Below are 12107 nucleotides of genomic sequence, written 5' to 3'. Positions count from 1 at the left end.
GAATGCGGTGTCTCATTCAGATGCATCAGTGCCTGACAGGACCCCTTCGCGAGCAAGCGTTCGTGGCGGAGATTTCGGTCCAAACCGAATTCCATTTGTGGGAGCGAGCCTGCTCGCGAATGCGGTGTCTCATTCAGATGCATCAGTGCCTGACAGGACCCCTTCGCGAGCAAGCGTTCGTGGCGGAGATTTCGGTCCAAACCGAATTCCATTTGTGGGAGCGAGCCTGCTCGCGAATGCGGGGGTGTCATTCAGATGCATCAGTGCCTGACAGGACCTCTTCGCGAGCAAGCTCGCTCCCACATCGGGCCTTGTTCGTGGCGGAGATTTCCGTCCAAACCGAATTCCATTTGTGGGAGCGAGCCTGCTCGCGAATGCGGTGTGTCATTCAGATGCATCAGTGCCTGACAGGACCTCTTCGCGAGCAGGCTCGCTCCCACAGGGCGCCTTGGTCGTGCCGAAAATTTCTGTCCAGACCGAATTTCATTTGTGGGAGCGAGCCTGCTCGCGAAGGCGTCAGTCCATTCGACGCATCTCTGTCAGATCACCTCCCAGCCACCCCCCAGCGCTTTGTACAAGGCAATGCTCGCCTGCAACCGCGACAGGCGCAGTTGCACGTTGAGGTCTTGCGCCGCATACAGCGTGCGCTGGGTTTGCAGGACGGTGAGCAGGTCTTCGGCGCCGGCCTGGTAGCGGCTTTGGGCGATGTCGAAGGCGGTTTGTGCCTGGTTCAGTTCTTCGCTTTGCCATTGCCGTTGTTCATCGAGGCCACGAATGCTGCTGAGGGCTTTTTCGACGTCAGCGAAGCCGTTGATGATTGCCCCGCGATAGGTCTCCAGCAATTCGTCCTGCCGCGCCTTGGCCTTGTCGCGTTCGGCGCTGAGGCGGCCGTTGTTGAAGATCGGCGCGGTCAGCCCCGAGGACAGGTTGTAGAACGTCGTGCGCAGCAGGTCGGCGGCAAGGTCGGCGCCGCTGCCGAGGCTGGCGGTCAGGGTGATTTTCGGCAGCATTGCGGCGCGGGCGACGGTGACATCAGCCTGGGCTGCCGCAAGCTTGGCCTCGGCGCTGGCAATGTCCGGGCGGCGGCTGAGCAAGTCGCTCGGCACGCCGCTGGCGATGTCCGGCCAGTGCAATTGGGCGAAGGATTGTGTGGGCAACGGTAACGTTTGCACTGGTTGGCCGAGCAGGGCGGCGAGGCTGATCAGTGCTTCGCGGGCCTGTTGTTGCACCAGCGGCAGGCGACGCTGTTGTTCGGCCACCAGGCTTTTCTGCTGGGCCAGTTCCAGCGCGGTGGCGCTGCCGGCGTCGAAACGGGTCTGCACCAGCTGCAGCACATTCTGCGCATTTTTCAGATTGAGTTCGGCAATGCGCGCCTGCTCACGCAAGGCCAGGGCCTGGGTGTAACTGTTGGCGACGCCGCTGAGCAAGGTCAGCTCGACGGTGGCGCGGTCGAACTCGCTGGCCTGCACGCCGAACACCGCACTGTCGCGGGCGGCACGCTTACCGCCCCAGAAATCGACTTCGTAACTGGCGCTGAGCTCGGCATCGTAATAGTCCAGCGAGCGATTCTCCGGGCTGACATCCAATTGGCTGTAGCCCTTGCCGTGGATCAGTTTCTGCCGGTTGGCATTCAAACCGGCCTTGAGCTCGGGCAGCAGCGGGGCGTCGGCGATGGTTGCGCTGGTCTCGGCCTGCCTGACCCGCGCAACGGCGGCGGCGAGGTCATAGCTGCCCAGCCGCGCCTGTTCCACCAGCCGCTCCAGCTCGGGGCTGCCGAATTGCGTCCACCATTGCCGATTGCTCTGCAGCGCGCCGGGGGTGTCGGCGGACTGCCACGCGCTCGGTGGCTGCACGCCGCTGTCCAGGCGCGGCGCCGGGCTGCTGCAGGCCGCCAGCAACAGGCTGGCGGCGAGGAAGGTCAGTCGCACTTTCATAGGTCGATCATTCACTGGTAAGGGCCGTGACCGGGTCAAGCCGGGCAGCCTTGCGGGCCGGCATAAAGCCGAAAATGACGCCGGTGACCAGCGCACAGGCAAACGCACCGATCACCGCCAGCCCTTGAAAGGCAATCGCCACGCCGCTGAGCAACAACACGCCGCCAACCAGCAGCGCCAGGCCGATGCCGGCAATTCCGCCGACCACCGAAAGCATCAGCGCTTCAGTGAGAAACTGACGCAGGATGTCGCGCTGACGGGCGCCGGTGGCCATGCGAATACCGATCTCGCGGGTGCGTTCGCGTACGGTCATGAGCATGATGTTCATCACGCCGATACCGCCGACCAGCAGGGAAATCGCCGCAATTGCCCCCAGCATCAGCGACAGCGTGCCTTGCGTGCGCGCTTCGGCCTGGATCATCGCGGCATTGTTGGTCAGCTCGAAATCCTTCTTGCCGTGGTGCCGGCGCAACATCGCCTGTTCGATGGCCTGTTCGGCGTCCTTGACCTTGCGCGCGTCCTTGGCGGCAATCACCACGTATTGCGGATTGCGGCTGCCGAACAGTCGCGTGCTCGCCGCCGAATAGGGCACGGCGATGCGGTTGTCGCTATCGGAGTCGCCGGAGCTGGCGCCTTTTTCGGCGAGCACGCCGAGGATCTGGAACGGCACGTTCTCGATGAGGATGTATTGGCCGATCGGGTCGGCGACATCCTTGAGCAACTTGTCGCGAACCTTGGTGCCGATCACCGCGACAGCGGCGGCGCTGTCCTCGTCGGCCTGGGTGAAGTAACTGCCCTGAATCACCGGCCAGTTGAAAATCTGCGGAAAGTTGGTGTCATTGCCGCCGACGTAACTGCTGTGGTCGGCATTGCCAAAGCGCACCCCGGCGGTCGAGCCGTTGACCGGCATGATCCGTTCCACCTGGGGCAGGGCGGACAGTTCGGCAACGTCGTCGAGGGTGATGATGCCCTCCGGTGTACGCGGGTTCGGCGCCGAGCCGCTGAGGTAAATGATGTTCGAGCCGAACGCGCCCATTTGTGCCATGACCTGACGCTTGCTGCCTTCGCCGACGGCGAGCATGACCACCACCGAGGCCACGCCAATGACGATGCCCAGCAGGGTCAGCGCCGTGCGAAAGCGGTTGATCCACATCACCCGCCACGCCGCTTGTACAGCGTCGAGCAGTTCACCTTTCCAGGCGCCGGTCTGGCTGCTGCCGTTGCTCAGGCGCTGGCGCAGGTCGACCGCTTGCAACGCGCCGGGATTGGCCGAAGGCGGCGCGCACGCGTACTCGGCGCTGTCGCTGATGATCAGGCCGTCGCGGATTTCGATGATGCGTTTGGCCCGTTGCGCCACTTCGCGGTCGTGGGTGATGAGGATCACCACATGACCCTGATCGGCGAGTTCGTCGAGCAGGGTCATGACCTCGGCGCCGCTGTGGCTGTCGAGGGCGCCGGTCGGCTCGTCGGCGAGGATGATATGGCCGCCATTCATCAGCGCACGGGCGATCGACACCCGCTGTTGCTGGCCGCCGGAAAGCTGATGCGGGCGATTGCCGGTGCGAGTGCCGAGGCCAAGACGTTGCAGCAGCGCGTGAGCTCGGGCATGCCGCTCGGCGGCCGGGGTGCCGGCATAGATCGCTGGCATCTCGACGTTTTCCTGGGCCGAGCCGGAGGGAATGAGGTGGTAGCCCTGAAAGACAAAACCGAAGGCTTCGCGGCGCAGCCAGGCCAGTTCATCGCTGTCCAGCTGCGCGACATTTTCCCCGGCAAACAGATACTCGCCGCTGGTGGGGCGGTCGAGGCAACCGAGAATGTTCATCAGCGTCGATTTGCCTGAACCGGAGGCGCCGACAATCGCAACGAACTCGCCGGCATGGATCGACAGATCGATCCCGCGCAGCACTTCCACCAGCGGGCTGTCATCACCGCCGTAGGCTTTGCGGATCTGCCGCAGGTCGATCAGGGGCGTGTGCATTCAGCCTCCATGACCAGCGGCCGGCGCGCTGAGAACATGCTCGCCCTCGGCCAGACCTTCCAGCACCTGGGTGCGCAGGCGATCGCTGATGCCGGTGCGTACTTCGCGCGCCTGAATATCACCGTTGGCGGCGACGATCTGCGCTCGCTGCCACTGCGGACGCGAGCCCGGTTGCAGGGCGGCAGTCGGCACGGTCAGAGTGTCTTGCGCCTGTTGTGCGACAAAGAACACCTGGGCGGTCATGTCGGTCATCAGGCTATGATCGGCGTTGTCGACGTCGAGCAGCACGGTATAAAGAACCACGCGTTCGCTGCCGCTGCGGCCGCTGGTGGGGCTGCCGCCCTGGTTCTGTTCAAGCGGACGTGGTGGCACCGGCAGGATTTGCCGCACCGTGCTGCTCCAGCGCCGAGTGCCACCGCTGAGCGTGGTGAAGTAGGCGGTCATGCCGGGTTTGACGTGGCCGATGTCGGCCTCTGAAACCTCGGCCCACACCGTCATCGGCGACAGCCGGGCGATGCGCAGGATCAGCGGGGTCTGTTGTTGCGCGTTGAGGGTCTGGCCTTCGCGCGCACCGACGGCGACCACGGTGCCGCTCAGCGGCGCATAGATGCGCGTGTAACCGAGCTCCGCTTCGTCGCTGCGCAGGCTGGCCTGGGCCTGGCGGATCTGCGCCTGGAACATGTCGATGCGCGCCTGGGTTGCGCGGACCTCGGCGCGCGCGGTCTGCACGTCTTCTTCGCGGGTGGCGCCACCGGCGGCGAGTTTCTGCTGGCGCTGGTATTTCTGCTGCGCCAGATCGTGCTGGGCACTTTGCTCCTGCAGCTGCGCCTTGAGGTTCTCGATGGAAAAGCGCCCGGCATCGAGCTTGGCTTTCTGTGTCGACGGGTCGATTTCCACCAGCAACTGGCCTTCCTTGACCGTATCGCCGGCCTCGACGTGAATCTTCTGAATCTGCCCCGAAGCCTGTGCGCCGACATCCACATAGCGGCGCGGCTGCAAGGTGCCGAGCGCTGTCACGCTGTTTTCGATATCGCCGCGGCTTACCTGCACAGTGGCAACGGCGTCGCGACCGGGTGGCAAGACTTGCCAGGCAGCAACGGCGATCACGGGAATCAGACAGAGGGCGGCAAACAGCGCGCGACGGGCGGGGCGGGGACGATTCATGCAGGGTTCCGGCCAGTGGTTGCGGCCCGTCGCAAGGCACGACAGACACAGGGGCTGTCCTGTAAACGAGGCATGGGCGACGGAATTTAGCCGCAGACACATCGAGTTACCGTAGCCGGGCGACGACTATTTGTCCGGGATATGGAATCAACTCTTTAAATCTATATGAGAATTACTATAAATTACGCACCTCAAGTTGCCACTATCTTGCTACTGCGTAATCCGCAGGTCTGATCAGTGCGCTCAAGGACAGAAACGGCATCGATGCGGTCGGGAGTCATGTTGGAAAACTACTATCGTGAGCTGGTGTGTTTCCTCAACGCCAGACTGGGCAACCGTCAGGTCGCCGAGGATGTGGTGCATGACGCCTATGTACGGGTGCTGGAGCGCTCCAGCGAGGTGCCGATCGAACAACCCCGGGCCTTCCTTTATCGCACCGCGCTGAACCTGGTTATCGACGATCACCGCCGCAACGCGCTGCGCCAGGTCGAATCGCTGGACGTGCTCGACAACGAAGAGCGCTATTTCACCCCGTCCCCCCATGGCACCCTCGATCACGGCCAGCGTCTGGAAATGCTCCAGCGCGCACTGGCCGAGTTGCCGCCGCTGTGCCGCGACAGTTTTCTGCTGCGCAAGATCGAAGGAATGTCCCATCCGGAAATCGCCCAGACCCTCGGCATCTCCCGGGCGCTGGTGGAAAAACACATCGTCAACGCCATGAAGCATTGCCGCTTGCGCATCCAGCAATGGGATGGCCAGTGATCCGCACCGGTTAAATTTCCTTTCATCGTCCTCGTTCCTACTCAACAGACGACCTGCTGACCTGATTCAGGCCGGTCAGGCCACCCAGGCTTTTTTCCCCGCGTTGAGGGGTTCATCCAGAGGACACTGGAAATGACACAGGCAATTGCATCGCCCATCGTTCACGACCTGATCGGCGTCGGTTTCGGCCCTTCGAACCTGGCACTGGCCATCGCTCTGCAGGAACGCGGCCGGATCCAGGGCGAGCTGGATGTGCTGTTCCTCGACAAGCAGGCCACTTACAGCTGGCACGGCAACACCTTGTCGACGCAGAGCGAGTTGCAGATTTCCTTCCTCAAGGACCTGGTGACCCTGCGCAATCCGACCAGCCCTTACTCGTTCGTCAACTACCTCAAGCACCACGGGCGTCTGGTCGACTTCATCAACCTCGGCACCTTTTATCCATGCCGCATGGAGTACAACGACTACCTGCGCTGGGTGGCCGGGCAGTTCACCGCGCAGAGCCGTTATGGCGAAGAAGTGCAGTTCATCGAACCGGTATTGCACAACCAGCAGGTCGAAGCCTTGCGGGTGATTTCCCGGGGCAGCGACGGCCAGCAATTCGTGCGCACCACGCGTTCGGTGGTGGTCAGCGCTGGCGGCACACCGCGCATTCCGGAGGCGTTCAAGGCGCTGAAGGGCGATCATCGGGTGTTCCACCATTCGCAGTATCTGTCGCAAATGGCCAGGCAGCCGTGCGTGAACAACCAACCGATGAGCATCGCCATCATCGGCGGCGGGCAGAGCGCGGCGGAAGCCTTTATCGACCTGAATGATTCGTTCCCGTCGGTGCAGGTCGACATGATCCTGCGTGGTTCGGCGTTGAAGCCTGCGGATGACAGCCCGTTCGTCAACGAGGTGTTCTCGCCGGAATTCACTGATCTGGTGTTCCAGCAGAACAGCGTCGAGCGCGAGCGTCTGGTCAACGAGTACCACAACACCAACTATTCGGTGGTCGACATCGACCTGATCGAACGCATCTACGGCATCTTCTACCGGCAGAAGGTTTCCGGGATTGCCCGCCATGCGTTCCGCACCCTGACCACCGTCGAGAGCGCCACTGCCACCGCAAACGGCATCGAACTGGCCGTGCGCAACAACGCCACCGGCGAAGTCACGGTGCGAATCTATGACGCCGTGGTGCTGGCCACCGGTTACGAGCGGCAGATGCACCGCAAGTTGCTCGCGCCGCTGGAGGAGTACCTCGGTGAGTTCGAGGTCGATCGCAACTACAAACTGATCACCGACGAGCGCTGCAAGGCCGGCATTTATATGCAGGGCTTCTGCCAGGCCAGCCATGGCCTGAGCGATACGCTGCTGTCGGTGCTGCCGATTCGCGCCGACGAAATCGCCGGCTCGCTGTACGAGCATGGCAAACAGCGCGGGCACAGCCGCTCGGTGGCGGAGCTGTTGTTGGCGACTGCCAGCTGAAGTATGCGGCGCCTGTCACACCGCTTTCGCGAGCAGGCTCGCTCCCACAATGGTTCTGTGAACGCAGGGCAAAATGTGGGAGCGAGCCTGCTTGCGAAGGGGCCATGGAAAGCTCCACATATGATCGTTCCCACGCTCTGCGTGGGAATGCCGCCCGGGACGCTCCGCGTCCCTTTCAGAAGCCGAACGCGGAGCGTCCGATGAGGCGTTCCTACGCTGAGCGCAGGAACGATCGCGGGGAAATTCTGAACCCTTCCTGAACACCCGCCACATTCCTTGCGAACTCTCTTCCAGCGGTTTAGCTGCGGGCGTAAGCTTCGCGCGTTTTCATCAATTGCGGAGACCCACAGTGGGTACTTGTTCGAGTGACAGTTGTCGGCCGGTCTCGATCACCGGCAGATTCTCGGCAAGATAACGCGCAGTCTTTCCCTGCCGTTGTCTCGCCGTAACAGCGAGCAGCGGCATCCCGTGCACGGCCAGTTCTGGATCGTGTCTCGACGTCCTTCTCATCGACGCTGAACCAGGCGTGATGGCGACTTCAATCGTCATCGCTGCCTATCGACACGCCTGTCGTTCCCGACCGGCGTGCCACGTCTGGCCGTGCCGGTTTTCCCGGTGCCAGGGCGCGGCGGTACCTGCCCGACGGTTTCCCGGCTGACCACAGGGGACACAGCCATGAAACTCACGCTCAAGGAATTTTTCGCAGGCTTTCTGCGCAGCCGCCACATCGCCCGGCACTTCCGTCGTCTGGCGCTGCTGGATTCGATCAATGACACCACGGTCAGCCGTGAAGTGCCGCCGACGCTGGCCAGTACGCTGGTCGCTGCCGCCCATGAAGACAGCGCTGCGTTGCTGTCATCGCTGGGCACGCATGGCGAGGGGCTCACCGAGGTCGAGGCCGATGCACTGCGCGCGCAACACGGCCTTAACGAAGTTGAACACGAGCAGCCGCTGCCGTGGTGGACCCATCTGTGGCACTGCTACAAAAACCCGTTCAACCTGCTGCTGACTCTGCTCGCGGTGATCTCTTGGCTGACCGAAGACCTCAAGGCCGCCGTGGTGATTTTCTCCATGGTGGTGCTCTCGACGCTGCTGCGCTTCTGGCAGGAGAGCAAATCCAATCAAGCTGCCGATGCGCTCAAAGCCATGGTCAGCAACACCGCTACGGTGCTGCGCCGGGATGGGCCACGGCGGGAGCTGCCGATCAAGCAACTGGTGCCCGGCGATCTGATCGTGCTCTCGGCCGGCGACATGATTCCCGCCGATTGCCGCGTGCTCAGCGCCAAGGACCTGTTCGTCAGCCAGGCAGCAATGACCGGTGAGTCGATGCCGGTGGAGAAATTCACCCGGCAGACCGATCGCGACACGCGTAACCCGCTGGAGCTGGACAACATTCTGTTCATGGGCACCAACGTCGTCTCCGGCAGCGCGATTGCACTGATTCTCACCACCGGCAACAGCACCTACTTCGGTGCGCTGGCGCAACGCGTCGGCGCGACGGACCGGGCGGTGACCTCGTTTCAGCAGGGCGTCAACAAGGTCAGCTGGCTGCTGATCCGCTTCATGTTCGTCATGGCGCCGCTGGTGCTGTTCATCAACGGTTTCACCAAGGGCGACTGGAGTGAAGCGCTACTCTTCGCGCTGTCGATTGCGGTCGGCCTGACCCCGGAAATGCTGCCGATGATCGTCACTTCGACCCTGGCCAAAGGCGCCGTGTTTCTATCGCGCAAAAAGGTCATCGTCAAACGCCTCGACGCGATCCAGAACTTCGGCGCCATGGACGTGCTGTGCACCGACAAGACCGGCACCCTGACTCAGGACAAGATCTTTCTCGCGCGGAATGTCGACGTCTGGGGTGAGGATTCGGACGCTGTGCTGGAACTGGCCTACCTCAACAGCTACTACCAGACCGGCCTGAAAAACCTGCTGGATGTCGCCGTGCTCGAACACGTGGAAGTCCACCGCGAACTCAAGGTCGGCAGCGTGTTTCGCAAGGTCGATGAGATCCCGTTCGATTTCAATCGCCGGCGCATGTCGGTGGTGGTGGAGAGCCGCGGTCAGCCCCATCAACTGATCTGCAAAGGCGCGGTGGAAGAAGTGCTGGCGGTGTGCAGTCGGGTGCGTCACGGCGAGGTCGATGAAGTCTTGAGCGATGAATTGCTGGTGCGGATTCGCCAAGTCACCGGCGCCTTCAACGCCGAAGGTCTGCGCGTGGTGGCGGTCGCGGCTCGCTCAATGCCAGCAGGGCGCGAGACTTACAGCCTAGCTGATGAACAGGAACTGACGCTGATCGGTTACGTGGCGTTCCTCGATCCACCGAAGGAAAGCACCGCGCCAGCGCTCAAGGCCCTGGCCGAGCATGGCGTGGCGGTCAAGGTGCTGACCGGTGACAACGAACTGGTGACGGCGAAAATCTGCCGCGAGGTCGGCCTCGCCCAACAGGGTTTGCTGCTGGGCAATGACATTGAGCGCATGAGTGATGCTGAGCTGGCCATGGCGGTCGAGACGACCAACGTCTTCGCCAGGCTCACGCCGGCGCACAAAGAGCGCATCGTCGGCATTCTCAAGGGCAACGGCCATGTGGTCGGGTTCATGGGCGATGGCATCAACGACGCGCCGGCGCTGCGCAGCGCCGACATCGGCATTTCCGTGGACAGCGCGGTGGACATCGCCAAGGAAGCGGCGGACATCATCCTGTTGGAAAAAAGCCTCATGGTGCTGGAGGAGGGCGTGCTCGAAGGGCGGCGCACCTTCGCCAACATGCTCAAGTACATCAAGATGACTGCCAGTTCCAACTTCGGCAATGTGTTCTCGGTGCTGGTCGCCAGCGCGTTCATCCCGTTCCTGCCGATGCTGCCGATGCACCTGCTGGTGCAGAACCTGCTCTACGATATTTCGCAGATCGCCATTCCGTTCGATAACGTCGACGACGAGATGCTGAAACAGCCGCAGCGCTGGCAGCCGGCTGATGTCGGGCGCTTCATGCTGTTTTTCGGCCCGATCAGTTCGATCTTCGATATCACGACGTTCGCCTTGATGTGGTACGTGTTCGACGCCAACACCCCGGATCACCAGACGCTGTTCCAGTCCGGCTGGTTCGTGGTCGGTCTGCTGACCCAGACGCTGATCGTGCACATGATCCGCACGCCGAAGATCCCGTTTCTGCAAAGCCGCGCCGCCATGCCGCTGATGGTCATGACCGGGGTCATCATGGCGGTCGGCATTTTCCTGCCGATGGGGCCGCTGGCGCATTACTTCAAATTGCAGGCGCTGCCGTCGCTGTATTTCGTGTTTCTGCCGGTGATTCTGCTGGCGTACATGGCGCTGACCCAAGCCGTTAAAGGCTTCTACATCTGCCGGTTCGGCTGGCAATAACCGCCATGGAATGCTTTTCCCTGTGGGAGCGAGCCTGCTCGCGAAGGCGCCGTGCGAGTCAATACGTCTCTGACTGGTATAGCCCCTTCGCGAGCAGGCTCGCTCCCGCAGGGGATATTGGTGCGTCAGGGCCGCCGGATGAATGACCAAATTTTTAGGAAAAGTCCTACAGAGCTATCGCCGACGCTTGCGTAGTCTTGCCCTCCCCAAACCTCACCGGGAGAATGACCATGAGCAACAAAGCGTTGCGCATCCTGATCGCCGACCCGCAGCATTTTCATCGCATGAAAATCGAGCGCCTGTTCAACGCGCTCGGCTACTACCGCGTCGCCCCGGTGCAGACTCTCGGCGAATTGTTGACCTTGGTCGACTATGGCTGCGAGCCGTTCGATGTGCTGGTGATCAATGCCGAACTGGCGGCAGGCTCTCTCGATCTGCTGGGCTTTCTGCTCGATAACCCACAGGTTCGCCATGCTCTGATCTACAACGAACCGTCGGCACCGTTGCAGGCGGCTGCCGGATTTGCTCAGGAAAACGCGCAGATCAGCCCGACGCCATTGCCCAATTCACAGCTCATCGGGCAGGTAATGGCAAGAGTCGAAACTTGCGACGAACCCCAGGCAGCGCCTGACGCCCACGCATCATTGCGCCATGCCAATGCATAAAAAAACACTCTGCACAACTGTCAGACCTGACAGGTGATTCTCTTGCCCATCCATGTAACAGTGCCGGCGCAGCCACCGACTCCGGGACAGACTGTTGCGGTGTCTTCGATTTTGCAGGAGTCCCAATGAAGTCAGCGCTGATCGTCGATGACCATCCAGTCGTGCGCGCGGCCATTCGGATCGTTCTGCAGGCTCAAGGCTTCACCCGGATTCATGAAGCGTCCAATGGCAATGAAGTCGTGCCGTTGATCTGCGCGCATGATCCGCACCTGGTTGTGCTCGATCTGGGGCTGGGATCGATGGACGGTCTGGAAGTGCTGACGCGAATCCAGATCAAGGCGCCAACGGCGCGTTGCCGGGTGCTGGTGTTCAGCATGCATGAGCCCACGCATTACCAGGAGCGCTGTCTGCGCGCCGGCGCACGGGGCTACGTGACCAAGAGCAATCAACTGACTCTGCTGCACGAAGCCATCAAGGCATTGATGTCCGGCCACACTTATTTCTCCGCATTGCCCAATACCAGCGGTCTGTACAACGCCGTGCAACGCACGGAAAAGGAGCTGATCGCGCAGCTGTCCGATCGAGAGTTATGCATCTTCGTGAATCTGGCGCTGGGCAAACCGAACAAGGCCATCGCTTTGGAAATGCACCTGAGTCACAAAACCGTCAGCACCTACAAGACCCGCATGATGGCGAAACTTGGCCTGGGTTCGCTGGTGCTTCTGCGTGAGTTCGCCAAGCGCAATCACTTGATCTGAG

8 protein-coding genes and 1 pseudogene are annotated in these 12107 nt (G+C 61.9%); 5 read left to right on the top strand and 4 right to left on the bottom strand.

All coding sequences use genetic code 11. The annotated features are described in order from the left end of the window. Nucleotides 1-350: 350 nt before the first annotated feature. The 4 genes and pseudogenes from D8U61_RS28145 to D8U61_RS23505 form a co-directional block, all read right to left on the bottom strand. Nucleotides 351-482: pseudogene (locus tag D8U61_RS28145) on the bottom strand (metal ABC transporter ATP-binding protein); the annotation flags it as partial. 57 nt (nucleotides 483-539) lie between these two features. Further along, the gene (locus tag D8U61_RS23515; protein WP_130927734.1) at nucleotides 540-1934 is read right to left on the bottom strand and encodes an efflux transporter outer membrane subunit; all 1395 of its coding nucleotides are present in this window, start codon (nucleotides 1932-1934) and stop codon (nucleotides 540-542) included. A gap of 7 nt (nucleotides 1935-1941) precedes the next feature. Further along, on the bottom strand, nucleotides 1942-3912 hold the full coding sequence (locus D8U61_RS23510; RefSeq protein ID WP_130927733.1) for a MacB family efflux pump subunit: 1971 nt from the start codon (nucleotides 3910-3912) through the stop codon (nucleotides 1942-1944). After that, nucleotides 3913-5076 carry an efflux RND transporter periplasmic adaptor subunit gene (locus D8U61_RS23505; RefSeq protein WP_130927732.1) on the bottom strand — a complete coding sequence of 388 codons (1164 nt, stop codon included), beginning with the start codon at nucleotides 5074-5076 and terminating at the stop codon, nucleotides 3913-3915. Nucleotides 5077-5355: 279 nt separating this feature from the next. Here D8U61_RS23505 and D8U61_RS23500 point away from each other — a divergent pair, with 279 nt between their 5' ends. The 5 genes from D8U61_RS23500 to D8U61_RS23475 all read left to right on the top strand — a co-directional run bounded on the left by D8U61_RS23500 (nucleotide 5356) and on the right by D8U61_RS23475 (nucleotide 12106). Then, nucleotides 5356-5838 (top strand): sigma-70 family RNA polymerase sigma factor, encoded by a 483-nt coding sequence (locus tag D8U61_RS23500; RefSeq protein WP_016773904.1) that lies wholly within the window; start codon nucleotides 5356-5358, stop codon nucleotides 5836-5838. 132 nt (nucleotides 5839-5970) lie between these two features. After that, nucleotides 5971-7308, top strand: coding sequence for a SidA/IucD/PvdA family monooxygenase (locus D8U61_RS23495; protein ID WP_016773905.1), 1338 nt, complete (start codon nucleotides 5971-5973; stop codon nucleotides 7306-7308). A 675-nt stretch (nucleotides 7309-7983) separates the two neighbouring features. After that, a complete protein-coding gene (mgtA, locus tag D8U61_RS23485; RefSeq protein WP_130927730.1) occupies nucleotides 7984-10683 on the top strand; it encodes a magnesium-translocating P-type ATPase in 2700 nt (899 codons plus the stop codon). Between the two features lie 230 nt (nucleotides 10684-10913). Further along, nucleotides 10914-11348 (top strand): hypothetical protein, encoded by a 435-nt coding sequence (locus D8U61_RS23480; protein ID WP_016773907.1) that lies wholly within the window; start codon nucleotides 10914-10916, stop codon nucleotides 11346-11348. A gap of 125 nt (nucleotides 11349-11473) precedes the next feature. After that, complete coding sequence (locus D8U61_RS23475; protein ID WP_024012369.1) at nucleotides 11474-12106, top strand: response regulator transcription factor; 633 nt, start codon at nucleotides 11474-11476, stop codon at nucleotides 12104-12106. Nucleotide 12107: the final 1 nt, after the last annotated feature.

Source organism: Pseudomonas sp. Sample_14 (assembly GCF_004307515.1).
GTDB classification, from domain to species: Bacteria; Pseudomonadota; Gammaproteobacteria; order Pseudomonadales; family Pseudomonadaceae; genus Aquipseudomonas; species Aquipseudomonas atacamensis.
This window is presented reverse-complemented; position numbering and strand designations above follow the sequence as displayed.

Bases quoted from the DNA above. Each gene is read 5' to 3' on its own strand.
- D8U61_RS23515 (WP_130927734.1), bottom strand. From the start codon at position 1,934: ATGAAAGTGCGACTGACCTTCCTCGCCGCCAGCCTGTTGCTGGCGGCC.
- D8U61_RS23510 (WP_130927733.1), bottom strand. From the start codon at position 3,912: ATGCACACGCCCCTGATCGACCTGCGGCAGATCCGCAAAGCCTACGGC.
- D8U61_RS23505 (WP_130927732.1), bottom strand. From the start codon at position 5,076: ATGAATCGTCCCCGCCCCGCCCGTCGCGCGCTGTTTGCCGCCCTCTGT.
- D8U61_RS23500 (WP_016773904.1), top strand. From the start codon at position 5,356: ATGTTGGAAAACTACTATCGTGAGCTGGTGTGTTTCCTCAACGCCAGA.
- D8U61_RS23495 (WP_016773905.1), top strand. From the start codon at position 5,971: ATGACACAGGCAATTGCATCGCCCATCGTTCACGACCTGATCGGCGTC.
- mgtA (WP_130927730.1), top strand. From the start codon at position 7,984: ATGAAACTCACGCTCAAGGAATTTTTCGCAGGCTTTCTGCGCAGCCGC.
- D8U61_RS23480 (WP_016773907.1), top strand. From the start codon at position 10,914: ATGAGCAACAAAGCGTTGCGCATCCTGATCGCCGACCCGCAGCATTTT.
- D8U61_RS23475 (WP_024012369.1), top strand. From the start codon at position 11,474: ATGAAGTCAGCGCTGATCGTCGATGACCATCCAGTCGTGCGCGCGGCC.